Below are 17,928 nucleotides of genomic sequence, written 5' to 3'. Positions count from 1 at the left end.
AAAAGACAAAGATATGGCATTAGTTAACGAGCATTTTTTAAAACTTCCGGGAAGCTACCTGTTCTCGGACATTGCTAAAAAGGTAAATACATTCAGGATAACACACCCCAAGCAAGAGGTCATCCGTCTGGGCATCGGAGACGTTACCCGGCCACTGCCACAAGCCTGCATCGAAGCGATGCACAGGGCAGTGGAGGAGATGGCCGATGCCGGGACATTCCGGGGCTACGGACCCGAACAAGGCTATGATTTTTTGATAGAAGCCATCATCAAACATGACTATGCACCGCGTGGCATTCACTTCAGCCCATCGGAAATCTTCATCAGCGATGGAGCGAAGAGTGACACGGGAAACATCGGTGACATCCTCCGCCACGATAACAGCGTAGGGGTGACCGATCCCATTTATCCGGTTTACATAGACAGCAACGTGATGTGCGGACGCGCCGGAGTGCTGGAAGAAGGCAGCAAATGGAGCAACGTGACATACATGCCCTGTACTTCCGAAAACAATTTCATCCCCGAAATACCGGACAAGCGCATAGACATCATTTACCTCTGCTATCCCAACAATCCCACGGGAACGACACTGACCAAGCCCGAACTGAAGAAATGGGTGGACTATGCACTGGCCAACGACACACTCATCCTGTTTGACGCAGCATACGAAGCCTTCATCCGGGAAGAGGACGTACCCCACTCCATCTACGAAATAAAAGGAGCAAAGAAATGTGCCATCGAATTCCACAGTTTCTCCAAGACCGCCGGGTTCACAGGAGTGCGCTGCGGCTACACCGTAGTGCCGAAAGAACTTACAGCCGCTACATTGGAAGGTGAGCGCATCCCTCTGAACAAACTCTGGAACCGCCGGCAGTGCACCAAATTCAATGGTACAAGCTATATCACCCAACGGGCTGCGGAAGCCATCTACACCCCCGAAGGCCAACGGCAGGTAAAGGAAACGATAGACTACTATATGGACAACGCACGCACCATGAAGGAAGGTCTCGAAGCTGCCGGGCTGAAAGTGTATGGCGGAGTAAACGCCCCTTATATCTGGCTGAAAACTCCGGACGGCACAAGTTCATGGAAGTTCTTCGAGCAAATGTTGTATGAAGCAAACGTAGTCGCCACTCCGGGTGTGGGATTCGGCCCCAACGGAGAAGGCTACATACGGCTCACCGCATTCGGAAAGCATGAGGACTGCACGGAAGCCATGAAGCGCATCCGAAGCTGGCTGAAAAGATAAAGCGATATTTTAAAACTTAAAAAGCAAGAAGGTATGAAAACAAGAAACGCAAAATTAGGGACAATAGCCATAGCGCTGTTATCGGCAGCAATGACTTTCACTGCCAATGCACAGAACAAGATGGAAGCGTCTGTCGGAACTGGCCTTGTCAGCAACTACGTATGGCGCGGCATGGACTGCGGCGGTGTAAGCATCCAGCCCGACGCATCCGTTTCATACCGGGGGATCAAGCTGGAAGCCTGGGGGTCTGTGGGCTTAGACAAAAACGATGCCAAAGAACTTGACTTCAGTCTGAGTTACAACACGGGAGGATTCAGCGCAACCATCACCGACTATTGGTTTGATCCGGCAGAAAATAACAAGACAGGCGAAACGGTGACTCACTACTTCAAGTATGGCGCAAACCGGACAGGGCATGTGTTCGAGGCTACTTTGGGCTATGACTTCGGGCCCGTGGCAGTGGCGTGGAACACGAACTTTGCCGGAAACGATGCACGCAAGGCCGACGGTGACCGTGCCTATTCCACCTACATCGGCATCAGCGCACCTTTCAGCCTGGGCGGACTGGACTGGTCGGCAGAAGCAGGCCTTACACCGTGGGAAGGCGCATACTCTGACAAGTGCAATGTGACCAACATCAGCCTGACGGCAAGCAAGGAGATAAAGATCACAGATTCTTTCGCTTTACCCGCCTTTGCCCAAGTGACGTTCAATCCTTATGAGGACAAGGCGTACTTCACTTTCGGGCTGACTTTCTGAAAGATAGAACACACAGGTATAAACCATAAATTGTTTTAAGGTATGAAAAAGATTGAAGCTATTATCCGCAAGACCAAGTTCGAGGAGGTGAAAGACGCACTGCTCGAAGCGGACATCGAATGGTTCTCTTACTACGAAGTGAGAGGCATCGGGAAGTCCAGGCAAGCCCGCATCTACCGTGGTGTGATGTACGACACCAGCACCATCGAACGCATTCTGATCTCCATCGTGGTGCGCGACAAGAATACAGAAAAAACTGTACAAGCCATCCTCAAGTCAGCCCGGACAGGCGAGATAGGAGACGGGCGCATCTTTGTCATCCCCATCGAGGATGCCATTCGCATCCGTACTGCCGAGCGCGGCGACATTGCACTGTATAATGCCGAACAAGAAAGATAGGTACAACTAAAATAAAAAAAACTTATGGACACATATATGAAACGCAGCCTCACGAAGCTGTGTACAGCCATTGCTATATTCATAGCTTGCTGCCTCACAACAGATATTTACGCACAGATCCCCACCGCCGTGACGGACAGCGTGACGGCGGCCGACACGACACTGTCGTCAGCCGAAGGAACGGACGGAGACACCGTATCGCAACTGGTATCGGGCGTTAACACCGTATGGATGCTGCTCGCTGCCATGCTGGTATTCTTCATGCAGCCGGGCTTCGCCTTGGTAGAGGCAGGCTTCACACGCACCAAAAACACCGCCAACATACTGATGAAAAACTTCGTGGACTTCATGTTCGGCTCACTGCTCTATTGGTTCATCGGTTTCGGGCTGATGTTCGGGATAGGCGATTTTGTGGGTATGCCCCACTTCATGGACCTTGCCTTCCATGACGGCGGCGGACTGCCAAACGAAGGTTTTCTCGTATTCCAGACCGTATTCTGCGCTACGGCCGCCACCATTGTGTCCGGCGCCATGGCCGAACGCACCAAGTTCTCCATGTATCTGGTCTATACCATCTTCATCAGTGTACTGATCTATCCCATTTCCGGCCACTGGACCTGGGGAGGAGGCTGGCTGATGAACGGTGATGAAGGCTCGTTCATGATGAGCGCTTTCGGCACTACATTTCACGACTTCGCTGGCTCCACCATCGTGCACTCCGTAGGCGGCTGGATAGCACTGGTAGGCGCTGCCATCCTGGGTCCGCGCATCGGAAAGTATGGCAAGGACGGAAGTTCCAAGGCCATTCCCGGACATAACCTCACCATTGCGGCACTCGGCGTATTCATCCTTTGGTTCGGGTGGTTCGGCTTCAATCCCGGCTCACAATTGGCAGCAGCCACTACGACAGACCAGGAAGCCATCTCACACGTGTTTCTCACCACAAACCTGGCAGCCTGCGCAGGCGGATTCTTCGCCCTTTGCATCAGTTGGCTGAAGTACGGCAAGCCCTCCCTGTCACTGACCCTGAACGGCATCCTTGCCGGATTGGTAGGTATCACGGCAGGATGTGACGTTGTATCGGCAACAGGTGCAGTGATTATCGGAACCATCTGCGGCATCGTAATGATATACTCCGTAGAATTCATCGACAGGATACTGAAGATAGACGATCCCGTGGGCGCAAGTTCCGTACACGGCGTATGCGGTTGCCTCGGCACTATCCTCACGGGGCTATTCTCCACCAGTGAAGGCCTTCTCTATGGTGCAGGCTGGAGTTTCCTCGGCGCACAGATATTCGGTGCGCTGGTGGTAGGATGCTGGGCGGCAGGCATGGGCTATCTCATCTTCAAAGCGCTGGACAAAATTCATGGCTTGCGCGTTCCGAAGCGTATTGAGGAAGAAGGACTCGACATCTACGAACACGGAGAGTCGGCCTACAACTAAAACACTTATCCCGGACGGGCCTGACCGCCTTTCCGGGAACAATAAAAGAGATTTTTTTACTCTAACAATATAATTTTTATAAACCAACAATTTACACTCAAGGTATTATGTCAAAATTAAGATTCAGAGTAGTAGAGACGGCGTTCAAGAAGAAACCCGTTGAAGTGGCAGTTCCGGCGGAACGTCCGTCAGAGTACTTCGCCAAGTATGTATTCAACAAAGAAAAGATGTTCCGCTATCTGCCCAGCAAAGTATATGCCAAGCTGACCGACGTGATAGACAACGGCGCGCCGCTGGACCGCAGCATCGCCGATGAGGTAGCCGCAGGCATGAAGAAATGGGCCACAGAAATGGGCGTAACCCACTATACGCATTGGTTTCATCCTCTCACCGAAGGTACTGCCGAAAAGCATGATGCCTTTGTAGAGCACGACGGCAAAGGCGGAATGATGGAGGAATTCACAGGCAAACTGCTTGTACAGCAGGAGCCGGACGCATCCAGCTTCCCCAACGGAGGCATCCGCAACACTTTCGAAGCCAGAGGCTACTCCGCTTGGGACCCCTCGTCTCCCGCATTCATCGTGGATGACACACTCTGCATCCCCACCATCTTCATCGCATATACCGGCGAGTCACTGGACTACAAGGCTCCGTTGCTCAAAGCACTGCGGGCCGTGGACAAAGCTGCCGTGGACGTATGCCGCTACTTCAACCCCGAAGTAAAGAAGGTGGTTGCCTACCTGGGCTGGGAACAGGAATACTTCCTCGTTGACGAAGGCCTCTATGCCGCACGTCCCGACTTGCTGATGACCGGCCGCACCCTGACCGGACACGACAGTGCCAAGAACCAGCAACTCGAAGACCACTACTTCGGAGCCATCCCCCCGCGTGTAGCCGCCTTCATGAAGGAGCTCGAAATCGAAGCCCTGAAACTCGGCATCCCCGTCAAAACCCGCCACAACGAAGTAGCACCCAACCAGTTTGAACTGGCTCCCATCTTCGAGGAATGCAATCTGGCCGTGGATCACAATATGCTCATCATGTCACTGATGCGCAAGATTGCCCGTAATCACGGATTTCGCGTATTGCTGCACGAAAAGCCCTTCAAAGGCATCAACGGAAGCGGCAAGCACAACAACTGGTCGTTGGGAACCGACACTGGCGTGCTGCTCCATGCTCCCGGCAAGCTGCCTGAAGAAAACCTGCGTTTCATTACTTTCATCGTAAACACCCTGATGGCCGTTTACCGCCACAACGGACTGCTGAAAGCAAGCATCTCCAGCGCCACAAACGCTCACCGCCTGGGAGCCAATGAAGCACCTCCCGCAATCATATCTTCCTTCTTGGGCAAGCAATTAAGCCAGGTTCTGGAGCATATCGAGGAAAGCACAAAGGACGACCTCATTAGCCTCAGCGGCAAGCAGGGCATGAAGCTGGACATCCCACAGATTCCGGAACTGATGATAGACAACACCGACCGCAACCGCACCAGCCCGTTCGCCTTTACCGGTAACCGCTTCGAATTCCGCGCCGTGGGCAGCGAGGCCAACTGCGCCAGTGCCATGATTGCCTTGAACTCCGCCCTTGCCGAGCAGTTGACGGAATTCAAGCAAGACGTGGATGCACTTATTGAGAAAGGTGAACCGAAAATTTCCGCCATACTCGACGTCATCCGCCAATACATCAAGATATGCAAGCCCATCCACTTCGATGGCAACGGTTACAGCGATGAATGGAAGGCAGAAGCAGCGCGCCGTGGTCTGGATTGCGAAACCAGTGTGCCTGTCATCTTCGACAACTATCTGAAACCGGAAAGCATCGAGATGTTTGAAACCACAGGCGTAATGACACAGAAGGAGCTGGAAGCCCGCAACGAAGTGAAATGGGAGACTTATACAAAGAAAATCCAAATCGAAGCCCGCGTACTGGGCGACCTGGTGATGAACCACATCATCCCCGTGGCCACGCAGTATCAGACCGACCTGATAGACAACGTATATAAAATGAAGTCCCTCTTCCCCGCCGAAAAGGCCGAGAAGCTATCCGCCAAGAATCTGGAACTCATCGAGGAGATTGCAGACCGAACGGCTTTTGTCAAGGAGCATGTAGATGCCATGATTGAAGCCCGCAAGGTGGCCAACAAAATAGAATGTGAACGTACCAAAGCCATCGCCTACCACGACAACATCGTGCCGATGATGGAAGAAATCCGTTACCACATAGACAAGTTGGAACTCATCGTTGACAACCAGATGTGGACGTTGCCCAAGTACAGAGAACTCTTGTTCATCAGATAAGAGTAACTCTTAAATTCTAAAATCATAGATAGATAGAAATTATCTATTTCTTTTGTTGGTTGTTTTAAGTTTGCAGGGAGGCTTTGTTGAGAAACAAGGTCTCTCTATTTGTTTATCAGATATTATTTGTCAAAAGTCCAAATCTATCACGTAACAATCATCAACATAGAGAGTAGTGCCAAAGTAACTGCGTATCTCAAAAACAAAATTGTAGGCAATAGCAGGGACTTGAATTGTGTAGTCAAAGGTCTTCCACACTCCTGTCTCTTTTGGAAATGTAGATAAACCATAGCCACCACCCCGTATAATCTTTAACGTTTCACTATCATAAAAAGTGTTCAGCACATCAATGGGAATATTACTACTTGCAGTTTCACCGAAGTAACAATAAGTACGTGCATTGTTCTCTGAGCCTTCCTCCAAATAATAGCGAAAAAACAATCTCAAGCGATGCCCCGGATGGACATAAATACTCTGCCCGATAAAAGCTGTTATACCAGACTTCGGAGTACACAATTTTGCCGCATACTGACCTTCATATACAACCCCTTTCTCACGGAATACGCTCTCCTTATTATCCTTTAAAGACCAACCGTCAAGATAATACTTATTCCCTGACAGTAAAGTGGACCATCTTTCGCAATTGCCATTCTTAAGCAAATTCATTACTTGCGTAGGCTCTTCCGGCTCTTTATCAAGTACACTTTCTGTGTTGCAAGAAAAAAACAAAAGCAAACAAAGGCATAGTATTATAGCGTTTTTCATAGCAAGGCATATCACCGTATAAAGCTCGTAAATACTCTCTCCTCACTTTCCGGTATCGGCTGTCCGCCCTGCCCTATATTCTTCAAAAGCCACGCCATATTCCGGCCCAGTACACGCATGGTCTGCAAGCCTTCGGCATCCTGCGAGGCCTCGCCCGGAGTGCGGCCGTGCACACTGTTCCAGTATTGAGAAGAGACGACGGGCATGTTGCTGATAGTGAAATATTTGTTCAGACGATCGAACACCGCACTGGCTCCACCACGGCGACATACGGCAACGGCGGCGGCAGGCTTGTAGCGCAACATGCAGCCACAAGAGTAGAACACACGGTCAAGCAAGGCACAGAGCGAACCGTTGGGGCCGGCATAATAAGTGGGCGAACCCACAATCAACCCGTCTATGCCCGCTTCAAGCTTCGCGCGGACAGTATTGTACAGTTCGTCCTTGAACACACATCGACCCAGTTCCGCACACTTGCCGCAAGCTATGCAACCCTGCACGGCTTTCACACCGATAGACACGATTTCCGTTTCCACTCCCTCGGCCTCCAGTGCCGAAGCCACTTCGGACAAGGCGATATGGGTATTCCCGTGCTTCCGCAGACTACCATTAATCAATAAAACTTTTTTTTTCATAATTACGTATGCTTCCTTATTTATTATGCAAATGTACTCAGTTGCGTATTGTTCCCTTATCTCTTTTTCAAATCCGGCAAGAAGTATGTCACCAACCCCAGCAATGGCATGTAGGCGCACACATTATAGACAGTCTCTATCCCATACGTGTCGGCAAAACCACCCAAAATGGCCGAAGCAATGCCTGCCACCCCAAAGGCAAAGCCGAAAAAAAGGCCTGAAATAAGCCCTAACTTATTGGGCAACAGTTCTTGTGCATAGAGCAGAATAGATGGAAACGCGGACGAAAGCATGAATCCCACACAGAAACTGAACACCACTGTCCAGGCGAGTCCCACGTGCGGCATAAGCATACTGAACGGGGCAGTGCCAAGAATAGATACCCAAATGACAAATTTCCGTCCCTTGCGGTCGCCTACCGGTCCGCCAATCAGCGTACCCACAGCCGTAGCCACCAGAAATACGAAAAGGTAAATCTGCGAAGCCTGCACCGTGACACCGAACTTATGAATCAGATAAAATGTGTAATAGCTGCTCAGGCTTGCCATGTAGATGTATTTCGAGAAAATCAGGATCATCAGGATGCAGATGGCGAATACCGTCGGCCCAAGCGAAAGCGGACGGGGAATGTGGGGTGTGAACGTAGAGTGTTCTTCTTTCAGCGCATGCAGATACTTGCCGTACCAGCGGCAGACAGGACGCATCACCACAAATGCCAGCAGGGATATGACACCGAAAACCACAATACTATTTCTCCCGTAGGGCGCCACCAGCAATGCCACCAGCAAGGGGCCCACTGAACCTCCGAAGTTGCCTCCCACCTGAAAGAGCGACTGTGCAAGTCCGCGCCTTCCGCCACTGGCCAGCGACGTGATGCGCGAAGCTTCGGGATGGAGCACCGACGAGCCGATACCTACCAGAAAGACAGCAAGCAATATCCAATGCAACTGCGTGGCATAGGCCAGGGACATCAGCCCCACCGTAGTGAAACACATGCCGAAAGGCAGGCTCCAGGCCAGCGGACGCTTATCGAAGACAAGCCCCACAACAGGCTGGAAAACAGATGCAGCCAACTGATAGACCAGCGTGATAAGACCTATTTGTGTAAAATTCAGCGACAGGTCTTCCTTTATCATTGGATACACGGCCGTGATTACGGATTGCAGCAAATCATTCAGACAATGTGAAAGGCTCAGGGCTATAAGTATGGGAAACGCCACGCCGGTGGTGACGTGCTTCAGTTGAGGTGTCATTCTTTCTATTCCTTATAATTGGGGACAAAGATACAACATGTTTTGGATTCCTCACAAGGAGTCGCTATCTTTGTCTCTCCATTTAATTCATCACCAAAAAAGCAGAATACAATGACAAAAAATCACAAGCTCCGCACAACACTTTTCTTGGCGGCATTGTTTCTACTGTCTACCGCCCTCCATGCGCAACAGGGCAATTTGACGGAGAAGCTGAAAGAAATCCCGGCCATCACGGAAACCCGGCCGTTGGAATCCACCGAATTTTCTGAAAAGTACGTCACCTATTTCACTCAGCCGTTGGATCACCGCCATCCCGGACAAGGCAGTTTCCGCCAACGGGTCATCGTCTCCCATGTAGGTTTCGACCGTCCTACGGTAATCGTAACCGAAGGTTATGGCGCCTCCTACGCCCTCCATCCAAGGTATCGCGAGGAACTTTCGAGGCTACTGAATGCCAACATGATTTTTGTGGAACACCGTTACTTCCTTGAGTCCACCCCCGAACCCAGGGACTGGCAATATCTGACGGCTGAAAATTCTGCAGACGACCTGCATGCTGTCCGTAATGCTTTCAAAAGCATCTATCCCGGAAAATGGATTGCAACGGGCATCAGCAAGGGAGGACAAACCGCCTTGCTGTACCGCACTTTCTATCCGGACGATGTGGATATATCGGTTCCTTACGTCGCTCCGCTTTGCCATGCTGTGGAGGACGGACGCCACGAACCTTTTCTCAGAAAAGTATCTACCGCCGAAAATCGCAAAAAGATTGAAGACTTCCAGTTGGAGGTTTTGAAACGAAAAGCGACGCTTCTTCCACACTTTGAACAATATTGCCGGAAACACGAGTTGAAGTTCCACGCTCCCGTTGAAGAAATTTACGACTACTCGGTACTGGAATACTCCTTCGCTTTCTGGCAATGGGGTACTCCAGCAAGAAGCATTCCTGCCGTGACCGCCTCGGACAGCGAGCTGCTTGAGCATCTGCTCACCATCAGCAGTCCCGATTATTTCATTGCAGACAGCCCCACGACTTCATTCTTTGTGCAAGCCGCCCGCGAACTGGGATATTACGGCTATGGTGTGAAACCTTTCAAGAAATACCTCTCCATCAAGTCGAGCAAAGAATATCTGCGCCGCCTGATGCTGCCCGAAGAACTGAAAGACATGCCTTTCGACAAAACGCTAAGCAGGAAGATTACAAAATTCCTGAAAGAGAATGACCCGAAAATGATATTCATTTATGGAGAAAACGACCCTTGGACTGCGGCAGGCGTCACATGGCTGAAAGGGAAAAAGAATATCCACGTATTCATGGAACCCGGAGGCAGTCACAAGGCACGTATCAACACATTGCCGGAAAGCGACAAGAAAAAGGTTATGGAACTGATTGATGAATGGCTGAAGCAGTAAGCCATCAGTTCTCTTCCACAATCTCCACATCCTCTATATCCCCCACCGCCTTCACCGAAGCCGCTTGTGCCGAGGGACGGCGGCGGGTGAATTTGAACCAGTTCAGCAACTCCGAAGCCGCATATACCAGACTGCTGACTCCGATAATGATGAATGCCGTAGAACGCACTCCCGTAGGATTGAACAGCGCAAACAGTCCGGCAGCCAGAATCAACACCGGAACCACATAAAATCCTCCCGGTACAGGCATCCAGCGACGTGCCGCCGACAGCGAGGCTATCTGCTGCACACCTCCCATCAGCAGGATGAAACCCAGCACAAACGTCAGCAGATCGGCAAAGAAACCGGGCATGACGATAAGCCACAGCCCGAACAGCAAACTGCCCACTCCTTCGATCGGAAAACGGCGGCGGGTTTTAAGCTCCTCTTCCGCAGCAGACATTTCCCGTATATCCCGCGCAAAATAACCAATGATGCTGACAAGTGAAGGAACCAGGAAAACGACTCCTATCGTAATCACAAAATAATCACTCGCCCGGTCGGGAAACATAACCAGCACCAGACCTATCACAAGCGCACATATCGCACGCAAAAATGAATAACTTATTCCTTTCATGAATCTGTGTTTTTTTGCGAAGATACTATTTTATCCGGACAATCATGCATGGAAACGCCGAAAAAAAGTAAGATTTATTTTGGTGTTTCAAACATAGTGCTTATATTTGCCCACGTTAAAACAAAAAAAGACAATGAAAACAGCATTCATAAATACATATTGGTGGTGGCGCCCGTTACAACTCCGACAGTCGTAAGGGAGCAGTGCTCGTATGTATATATGTATAGCATATAACAGAATAAGAAAAAGAGCCCTGTCGCACCAAGCGACGGGGCTCTTTCTTATTTACCCCGAAAGGAATATTAAAAACAACAAGCCCCTCCTCCCCGCTTTCAGAGAGAGGCAAGGACGGTGGACTTAAAAAAATACAAATATGAGTTTCTTAGTTGACAAAGATGGCTATTACGGAGAATTCGGCGGAGCATACGTTCCCGAAATACTCCACAGATGTGTAGAAGAATTGCAGAACACCTATCTCGGCGTGCTGCAAAGTGAGGATTTCAAGCGTGAATACGACCAATTGCTGCGCGACTACGTAGGGCGTCCCTCACCACTCTACCTTGCACACCGCCTGTCCCAAAAATACGGCTGCAAGATTTACCTCAAACGCGAAGACCTGAACCACACCGGCGCGCACAAAATCAACAACAGCATCGGTCAGGTTCTTCTGGCGCGCCGCATGGGCAAACGCCGCATCATCGCCGAGACCGGAGCCGGACAACACGGGGTTGCCACAGCCACCGTCTGCGCCCTGATGGATATGGAGTGCATCGTTTACATGGGAAAGACCGATGTAGAACGCCAGCACGTCAATGTGGAAAAGATGAAGATGTTGGGCGCAACCGTTGTTCCCGTCACCAGCGGCAACATGACACTGAAAGACGCCACCAACGAAGCCATCCGTGACTGGTGCTGCCATCCGTCGGACACATATTATGTGATAGGTTCCACCGTAGGGCCTCATCCCTATCCCGACATGGTAGCACGTCTGCAATCCGTCATCAGCGAGGAAATCAAGAAGCAGCTTCTGGAGCATGAAGGACGCGACTGCCCCGACTACCTCATCGCCTGCGTAGGCGGGGGAAGCAATGCCGCCGGAACCATCTACCATTACATTGACGACTCGCGCGTACAGATTGTCCTTGCCGAAGCAGGCGGAAAAGGTGTGGAGACAGGCATGACCGCCGCCACCATCGCCCTCGGCAAATTGGGGATCATACACGGATCGCGCACCTACGTCATTCAGGATGAAGACGGACAGATCGAAGAACCTTATTCCATTTCCGCCGGACTGGACTATCCGGGCATAGGACCCATGCACGCCAACCTGGCCCGGCAGAAACGTGCCCTTGTTCTTTCCATCAATGACGACGAGGCCGTACGTGCTGCCTACGAACTGACGAAACTCGAAGGCATCATCCCCGCCCTGGAAAGCGCCCACGCACTCGGCGCACTGGAGAAAATGAAATTCAAGCCCGAAGACGTGGTCGTACTCACCGTGTCGGGACGGGGAGACAAGGATATAGAAACCTATTTAAGCCATGACGGCAAATGATAATACAATGGAAACAATGAAACAATACCATTACCAAACCGTGAGTCGCACCATCCTCGGTGACCTCCACACACCTGTCAGCACCTACTTGAAAGTACGTGACATCTTTCCACAAAGCGCCCTCATGGAGAGCTCCGACTATCACGGCAGCGAAAACAACCGTTCCTTCATAGGCCTCTGTCCGGTGGCAAGCGTCAGCATCGACCACGGCACAGCCATCTTCCGCCTGCCCGACGGAACCCGTGAGGAACGTCCCGTGACAGGAGAATATCGTGTGGAAAACGCTCTGGACAATTTCCTGAACCGCTTCCGCGTGGAGGGCGAATACAGCGATTACTGCGGGCTCTACGGCTACACCTCCTTCAATGCGGTACGCTACTTCGAGAATATCCCCGTTAAGGACAGCCACGAGACTACCAACGACGCACCGGACATGCTCTACATATTGTACAAATATCTCATCGTCTTCAACGACTTCAAGAACGAGATGATGCTTCTTGAGATGCTGGCCCCCGGCGAAACCAGCGGACTGGACACCGTGCAGAAGGCCATCCACAACCGCAACTATACCACATACGATTTTCGCGCCACGGGTTCTACCACCTCTCCACTCACCGATGAAGAGCACAAAGCAAACATCCGCCGCGGCATAGCGCACTGCCTGCGCGGCGACGTTTTCCAAATCGTCCTCTCCCGCCGTTTCGAGCAGCGCTTCACGGGCGACGACTTCAAGTTGTACCGCGCCCTGCGCAGCATCAATCCGTCTCCCTACCTATTCTATTTTGACTTCGGAGGTTTCCGCATCTTCGGTTCCTCGCCCGAAACACACTGCCGCATCGAAGGCCGACATGCCTATATCGACCCCATAGCCGGAACCACCAGACGCACCGGAAACGCCGAACAGGACGCCGTCAATGCCCGATACCTGCACGATGACCCCAAGGAGAACGCCGAGCACGTCATGCTGGTGGATCTTGCCCGCAACGACCTCTCACGCAATTGCCGGGACGTGAAAGTGGACTTCTACAAAGATATGCAGTATTACAGCCATGTGATCCACCTCGTCAGCCGGGTCAGCGGCACGCTGAACGAAGGCGCCGATCCGGTAAAGACCTTCATCGACACCTTTCCGGCCGGAACCCTGAGTGGCGCACCGAAAGTACGCGCCATGCAGCTCATCAGCGAACTCGAACCGCACAACCGGGGCGCATACGGCGGATGCATCGGCTTCATCGGACTGAACGGCTCGCTGAACCAAGCTATCACCATCCGCACGTTCGTCAGCCGCAACGGTGTGCTGTGGTTCCAGGCAGGCGGCGGCATCGTGGCCAAGAGCAACGACGAATACGAACTGCAAGAAGTGAACAACAAACTCGGCGCACTGAAGAAGGCGATTGTGATGGCCGAGAAAATGTAGCCCGAAATACGAAAAAATATAATCCGAAACATAAATCCTGTAAACCATAAACGAAATGTTGAAAACAGTCATTATAGACAATTACGACTCCTTCACCTACAACCTCTCTCATCTGGTGAAGGAACTCGGCGCGGCGGTCGATGTACTGCGCAACGACCGGTTCAGCCTGGAAGAACTGGAACAATACGATAAAATCATCCTCTCTCCCGGTCCGGGCATCCCCGAAGAAGCGGGACTACTGCTGGACGTCATCCGCACATATGCCCCAAGGAAACCTATACTCGGCGTCTGCCTGGGCGAGCAAGCCATCGGACAGGCATTCGGCGGAAAGCTCGTCAATCTGAGCGAGGTATTCCACGGTGTACAGACGGAAATCAATATCTGCACTCCGCCCGACTACATCTTCCGAGGGCTTCCTCCAAAGATTCCCGTGGGACGCTACCACTCCTGGGTGGTGGATACGGCAGGCTTGCCTCCGGAACTGCTTGTGACGGCCATCAGCCCAGAAGGGCAAATCATGGCGCTGAGGCACAGGGAGCACGACGTGCAAGGCATCCAGTTCCACCCGGAATCCGTACTGACTCCGGACGGAAAAACCATCCTGAAAAACTGGCTCTCCGAATAAGGCACTTCAGTGCACCAGACGCCACACTTCGGCCTACACAACACCACACTTCGCACCCTGCAAAGTGAGGCATTACAGCCGCTGAAGTGTGGCAACGCATAGTCACTGAAGTAAGGCAACGGAAACGTCCCGGACATCGTAAATATCAATGAATCGTAAAACAGAAAGATGAAAGCTATATTATCCAGACTCTTCAACCACGAAGAACTTACATCGGAGGAAACCAAGCAAATCCTCCTCAACATCACCCAAGAGATGTATCCCGAAGCACAGATAGCCGCCCTGCTCACGGCCTTCCAGATGCGTGGCATCACCGTCGATGAACTGATCGGCTTCCACGAGGCGCTGATGGAAACCCGCATTCCGATAGACTTCGCCCCCTACCGCCCCATAGACATCGTGGGTACGGGTGGTGACGGCAAGAACACGTTCAACATCTCTACCTGCGCCTGCTTCGTAGTGGCCGGAGCCGGCTACAAAGTTGCCAAGCACGGCAACTACGGGGCCACCTCCGTCAGCGGCGCCAGCAATGTCATCGAGCAGCACGGCGTGCGCTTCACCAACAACGCCGACACTCTGAAACGCTCGATGGAGGAATGCAACATCGCCTACCTGCATGCCCAACTGTTCAACCCGGCCATGAAGTTTGTGGGCCCCGTCCGCAAGGCATTGGGCGTGCGCACCCTGTTCAACCTGCTGGGGCCGCTGGTGAATCCCTGCAAACCGGCCTTCCAGTTGCTCGGCGTGGCCGACCTCTCGCAAATGCGCCTTTATACCAACGTGTTCTACAAACTCGGCATCGACTTTGCCGTGGTCAATAGCCTCGACAGCTATGACGAGATCTCACTGACCGACGAATTCAAAGTTATGACGCGCAATTACGAACGCATCTACCGCCCGCAGGCGCTCGGCTTCAAGGAAGCCCGTCCCGAAGAACTGTTCGGCGGCGTATGCAAGGAAGATGCCGCCCGCATCTTCGACAATATCCTGACCAACCGCGCCACTGCCGCCCAGGCGCAATGTGTCATCGTCAACGCCGCATTCGCTATCCAGATAATGGAACCGCAAAAAGATATCGAAGAGTGCGTAGCCATTGCCCGCGAATCACTGGAAAGCGGAAAGGCGCTGGAGAAACTGAAGAAATTCGTTGAAATAAACAGTTAAGCAGATTCGAGGATTAAGCAGACTCTAAAAACAATAAAAAATAAGAGGAAGAATGAAAGATATTTTATCCGAAATAATAGAATACAAAAAAGCAGAGATAGCGCAGCAGAAGCAAGTCGTCTCCATGCAGCACTTATGTCGGCAGGCAGAGTCCGTCATGCCGGAAAATGCCACCACCCGCCGAAGCATGAAGCGATCGCTTGCCGCCTCGCCCACAGGCATCATCTCCGAGTTCAAGCGCCGGTCTCCGTCCAAAGGCTGGATCTGCGAAAACGCCCGAGCAGAAGAGATTCCTGCGGAATACGAAGCCGCCGGAGCCGCCGCCCTTTCTATACTCACGGACGAGAAATTTTTCGGCGGGTCACTCCGCGACATCCGTGCGGCGCGCCCACTGGTCAACATCCCCATCCTGCGCAAAGATTTCATCATAGACGAATACCAGCTTCTGCAAGCCCGCATCATCGGCGCCGACGCCGTGCTGCTCATCGCCGCCTGCCTTGCCCCCGAAGAGTGCGCCCGCCTCACCGCACAGGCCCATCGGATGGGATTGGAGGTGCTGCTCGAAATCCATTCGCCTGCCGAACTCTGCTATATAAATAAGGAGGTGGACATGGTGGGTGTGAACAACCGCAACCTCGGCACGTTTGTCACTGATGTGGAAAATTCATTCCGCATAGCGGAACAGCTCCGCCAAGCCGTCAAGGGAAGCGACAGCAATTCAGACGGAGGTACGGACGGACTGCCACTGCTTGTCTCCGAAAGCGGAATATCACACCCCGAAACCATTGCCGGTCTGCGCAACGCCGGCTTCCGCGGCTTCCTCGTGGGAGAAACTTTCATGAAAACCGGAAAGCCGGGAGACGCACTGAAAGAAATGATAGGGCAATTATCATGAACAATATCATCAAGGTATGCGGAATGACCAACGCTGACAACATCCGCAATGTGGAACGGCTGGGCATAGACATGATCGGCTTCATTTTCTATCCCAAATCTCCACGCTGCCTGTGCGAGATACCCGATTACCTGCCCGTACACGCCAAGCGCGTGGGAGTCTTTGTGAACGAAAGCAAGGACAACGTACTGATGTATGCCGACCGCTTCGGCCTGGACTGCGTGCAGTTGCACGGCTCCGAGTCGCCCGAATACTGCCGTTCGCTGCGCAACGACGGAATGCGTCTCATCAAGGCGTTTCCCATCTCCCATCCCAAAGACCTGCTTGCCGTTTCGGCCTACAACGGGCTGTGCGATTATTACCTTTTCGACACCAAAACACCGCAATACGGCGGTTCGGGAAGCCAGTTCGACTGGAATTTACTGAACCGCTACAACGGAACCACTCCTTTCCTGCTCAGTGGAGGCATCAATCCATACAGCGCAAAAGCCATCAGGGAGTTCCACCACTTCCGCTTTGCCGGCATAGACCTCAACAGCCGCTTTGAAACCGCACCGGGAATAAAAGACGTGGAACGCATCAGGCAATTCCTGGAAGAATACAAAAAAATAAATTATAAATCTTATGAACCGTATTAACCAACTTTTTCAGGACAGCCCCAAAAATCTGCTGTCCATCTATTTCTGCGCAGGCTGCCCCACCCTCAAAGGCACTGCCGACGTAATCCGTACCCTCGAAAAAAACGGGGTAAACATGATAGAGATCGGCATCCCGTTCAGCGACCCGATGGCCGACGGCATTGTCATCCAAAACGCCGCCACCCGCGCCCTCCGGAACGGCATGTCCCTCCGCCTCCTTTTCGAACAACTGCAAGACATCCGCCATGACGTCTGCATTCCACTTATCCTCATGGGCTACCTCAACCCCATCATGCAGTTTGGATTCGAAGCCTTCTGCCGGAAGTGCACGGAATGCGGCATCGACGGCGTCATCATTCCCGACCTCCCCTTCAAGGATTACGAGGCAAGCTATAAAGCTATTGCCCGGAAGCATGACATCCGCGTCATCATGCTCATCACTCCCGAAACCAGCGAGGCGCGCGTACGCGAGATCGACGCACATACGGACGGATTCGTCTATATGGTTTCCAGTGCTGCTACCACCGGCGCCCAGACCGATTTCGACGTCCGCAAGCAAGCCTACTTCAAAAAAATAGAAGACATGCGCCTGCGCAATCCCCGCATGGTGGGGTTCGGCATCAGCAACAGGCAGACCTTTGAAGCGGCCTGCGCCCATGCCTCCGGCGCCATCATAGGCAGCCGCTTCGTCACTCTGCTGAACGAAACCGACGGAGACGCGGAGAAGGCCATCGGAATACTGAAAGAAGATCTCAAGAAGTAGGGACAAATATCCCCGCAATGCAAATGTCCCTCAAAAACT

Annotated in this window: 17 protein-coding genes; 13 read left to right on the top strand and 4 right to left on the bottom strand. The window is 52.1% G+C overall.

The window, feature by feature from the left end:
* Nucleotides 1-13 precede the first annotated feature (13 nt).
* The 5 genes from BACHE_RS10300 to BACHE_RS10280 all read left to right on the top strand — a co-directional run bounded on the left by BACHE_RS10300 (nt 14) and on the right by BACHE_RS10280 (nt 6,150).
* Nucleotides 14-1,249 carry an LL-diaminopimelate aminotransferase gene (locus tag BACHE_RS10300; RefSeq protein ID WP_013547638.1) on the top strand — a complete coding sequence of 412 codons (1,236 nt, stop codon included), beginning with the start codon at nt 14-16 and terminating at the stop codon, nt 1,247-1,249.
* A 33-nt stretch (nt 1,250-1,282) separates the two neighbouring features.
* Nucleotides 1,283-2,008, top strand: coding sequence for a TorF family putative porin (locus tag BACHE_RS10295; RefSeq protein WP_013547637.1), 726 nt, complete (start codon nt 1,283-1,285; stop codon nt 2,006-2,008).
* A gap of 42 nt (nt 2,009-2,050) precedes the next feature.
* Complete coding sequence (locus BACHE_RS10290) at nt 2,051-2,407, top strand: P-II family nitrogen regulator (RefSeq protein ID WP_013547636.1); 357 nt, start codon at nt 2,051-2,053, stop codon at nt 2,405-2,407.
* 24 nt (nt 2,408-2,431) lie between these two features.
* Nucleotides 2,432-3,853, top strand: a complete 1,422-nt coding sequence (locus BACHE_RS10285; protein ID WP_013547635.1) for an ammonium transporter — start codon at nt 2,432-2,434, stop codon at nt 3,851-3,853.
* Between the two features lie 107 nt (nt 3,854-3,960).
* Nucleotides 3,961-6,150 (top strand): glutamine synthetase III family protein, encoded by a 2,190-nt coding sequence (locus BACHE_RS10280; RefSeq protein WP_013547634.1) that lies wholly within the window; start codon nt 3,961-3,963, stop codon nt 6,148-6,150.
* A gap of 129 nt (nt 6,151-6,279) precedes the next feature.
* On the opposite strand, the gene BACHE_RS10275 is transcribed toward BACHE_RS10280, so the two are convergent.
* From BACHE_RS10275 to BACHE_RS10265, 3 genes are all read right to left on the bottom strand, one after another.
* The gene (locus BACHE_RS10275) at nt 6,280-6,816 is read right to left on the bottom strand and encodes a hypothetical protein (RefSeq protein ID WP_148229836.1); all 537 of its coding nucleotides are present in this window, start codon (nt 6,814-6,816) and stop codon (nt 6,280-6,282) included.
* Nucleotides 6,817-6,926: 110 nt separating this feature from the next.
* A complete protein-coding gene (locus tag BACHE_RS10270; RefSeq protein WP_013547632.1) occupies nt 6,927-7,550 on the bottom strand; it encodes a flavodoxin family protein in 624 nt (207 codons plus the stop codon).
* 56 nt (nt 7,551-7,606) lie between these two features.
* Nucleotides 7,607-8,803 (bottom strand): MFS transporter, encoded by a 1,197-nt coding sequence (locus BACHE_RS10265; protein WP_013547631.1) that lies wholly within the window; start codon nt 8,801-8,803, stop codon nt 7,607-7,609.
* A 111-nt stretch (nt 8,804-8,914) separates the two neighbouring features.
* Here BACHE_RS10265 and BACHE_RS10260 point away from each other — a divergent pair, with 111 nt between their 5' ends.
* On the top strand, nt 8,915-10,216 hold the full coding sequence (locus tag BACHE_RS10260; RefSeq protein ID WP_013547630.1) for a S28 family serine protease: 1,302 nt from the start codon (nt 8,915-8,917) through the stop codon (nt 10,214-10,216).
* Between the two features lie 4 nt (nt 10,217-10,220).
* On the opposite strand, the gene BACHE_RS10255 is transcribed toward BACHE_RS10260, so the two are convergent.
* Nucleotides 10,221-10,832 (bottom strand): HdeD family acid-resistance protein, encoded by a 612-nt coding sequence (locus BACHE_RS10255; RefSeq protein WP_013547629.1) that lies wholly within the window; start codon nt 10,830-10,832, stop codon nt 10,221-10,223.
* Nucleotides 10,833-11,205: 373 nt separating this feature from the next.
* Between BACHE_RS10255 and trpB the strand changes: the two genes are divergently transcribed.
* The 7 genes from trpB (at nt 11,206) to trpA (ending at nt 17,889) form a co-directional block, all read left to right on the top strand.
* Complete coding sequence (trpB, locus tag BACHE_RS10250) at nt 11,206-12,387, top strand: tryptophan synthase subunit beta (RefSeq protein WP_013547628.1); 1,182 nt, start codon at nt 11,206-11,208, stop codon at nt 12,385-12,387.
* 16 nt (nt 12,388-12,403) lie between these two features.
* The gene (locus BACHE_RS10245; protein WP_013547627.1) at nt 12,404-13,804 is read left to right on the top strand and encodes an anthranilate synthase component I family protein; all 1,401 of its coding nucleotides are present in this window, start codon (nt 12,404-12,406) and stop codon (nt 13,802-13,804) included.
* A gap of 58 nt (nt 13,805-13,862) precedes the next feature.
* Nucleotides 13,863-14,429 carry an anthranilate synthase component II gene (locus BACHE_RS10240; RefSeq protein WP_041579800.1) on the top strand — a complete coding sequence of 189 codons (567 nt, stop codon included), beginning with the start codon at nt 13,863-13,865 and terminating at the stop codon, nt 14,427-14,429.
* A 168-nt stretch (nt 14,430-14,597) separates the two neighbouring features.
* Nucleotides 14,598-15,593 (top strand): anthranilate phosphoribosyltransferase, encoded by a 996-nt coding sequence (gene trpD / locus BACHE_RS10235; RefSeq protein ID WP_013547625.1) that lies wholly within the window; start codon nt 14,598-14,600, stop codon nt 15,591-15,593.
* A gap of 52 nt (nt 15,594-15,645) precedes the next feature.
* A complete protein-coding gene (trpC, locus tag BACHE_RS10230) occupies nt 15,646-16,488 on the top strand; it encodes an indole-3-glycerol phosphate synthase TrpC (RefSeq protein WP_013547624.1) in 843 nt (280 codons plus the stop codon).
* Nucleotides 16,485-17,126, top strand: a complete 642-nt coding sequence (locus tag BACHE_RS10225) for a phosphoribosylanthranilate isomerase (protein WP_013547623.1) — start codon at nt 16,485-16,487, stop codon at nt 17,124-17,126. Before trpC ends, BACHE_RS10225 begins: the two co-directional genes overlap by 4 nt.
* Nucleotides 17,113-17,889: a tryptophan synthase subunit alpha gene (gene trpA, locus BACHE_RS10220; protein ID WP_013547622.1), complete on the top strand. Its 777-nt coding sequence runs from the start codon at nt 17,113-17,115 to the stop codon at nt 17,887-17,889. Before BACHE_RS10225 ends, trpA begins: the two co-directional genes overlap by 14 nt.
* The last annotated feature ends 39 nt before the right edge of the window (nt 17,890-17,928 follow it).

This window comes from Bacteroides helcogenes P 36-108 (assembly GCF_000186225.1).
Lineage (GTDB): Bacteria > Bacteroidota > Bacteroidia > Bacteroidales > Bacteroidaceae > Bacteroides > Bacteroides helcogenes.
This window is presented reverse-complemented; position numbering and strand designations above follow the sequence as displayed.

What these genes read in the sequence shown, in the direction of transcription:
- BACHE_RS10280 (WP_013547634.1), top strand. Translation starts at nt 3,961, where the DNA reads ATGTCAAAATTAAGATTCAGAGTAGTAGAGACGGCGTTCAAGAAGAAA.
- BACHE_RS10260 (WP_013547630.1), top strand. Translation starts at nt 8,915, where the DNA reads ATGACAAAAAATCACAAGCTCCGCACAACACTTTTCTTGGCGGCATTG.
- BACHE_RS10290 (WP_013547636.1), top strand. Translation starts at nt 2,051, where the DNA reads ATGAAAAAGATTGAAGCTATTATCCGCAAGACCAAGTTCGAGGAGGTG.
- BACHE_RS10245 (WP_013547627.1), top strand. Translation starts at nt 12,404, where the DNA reads ATGAAACAATACCATTACCAAACCGTGAGTCGCACCATCCTCGGTGAC.
- BACHE_RS10255 (WP_013547629.1), bottom strand. Translation starts at nt 10,832, where the DNA reads ATGAAAGGAATAAGTTATTCATTTTTGCGTGCGATATGTGCGCTTGTG.
- BACHE_RS10285 (WP_013547635.1), top strand. Translation starts at nt 2,432, where the DNA reads ATGGACACATATATGAAACGCAGCCTCACGAAGCTGTGTACAGCCATT.
- BACHE_RS10300 (WP_013547638.1), top strand. Translation starts at nt 14, where the DNA reads ATGGCATTAGTTAACGAGCATTTTTTAAAACTTCCGGGAAGCTACCTG.
- BACHE_RS10295 (WP_013547637.1), top strand. Translation starts at nt 1,283, where the DNA reads ATGAAAACAAGAAACGCAAAATTAGGGACAATAGCCATAGCGCTGTTA.
- BACHE_RS10265 (WP_013547631.1), bottom strand. Translation starts at nt 8,803, where the DNA reads ATGACACCTCAACTGAAGCACGTCACCACCGGCGTGGCGTTTCCCATA.
- BACHE_RS10225 (WP_013547623.1), top strand. Translation starts at nt 16,485, where the DNA reads ATGAACAATATCATCAAGGTATGCGGAATGACCAACGCTGACAACATC.
- trpB (WP_013547628.1), top strand. Translation starts at nt 11,206, where the DNA reads ATGAGTTTCTTAGTTGACAAAGATGGCTATTACGGAGAATTCGGCGGA.
- BACHE_RS10275 (WP_148229836.1), bottom strand. Translation starts at nt 6,816, where the DNA reads ATGAATTTGCTTAAGAATGGCAATTGCGAAAGATGGTCCACTTTACTG.
- trpC (WP_013547624.1), top strand. Translation starts at nt 15,646, where the DNA reads ATGAAAGATATTTTATCCGAAATAATAGAATACAAAAAAGCAGAGATA.
- trpD (WP_013547625.1), top strand. Translation starts at nt 14,598, where the DNA reads ATGAAAGCTATATTATCCAGACTCTTCAACCACGAAGAACTTACATCG.
- trpA (WP_013547622.1), top strand. Translation starts at nt 17,113, where the DNA reads ATGAACCGTATTAACCAACTTTTTCAGGACAGCCCCAAAAATCTGCTG.
- BACHE_RS10270 (WP_013547632.1), bottom strand. Translation starts at nt 7,550, where the DNA reads ATGAAAAAAAAAGTTTTATTGATTAATGGTAGTCTGCGGAAGCACGGG.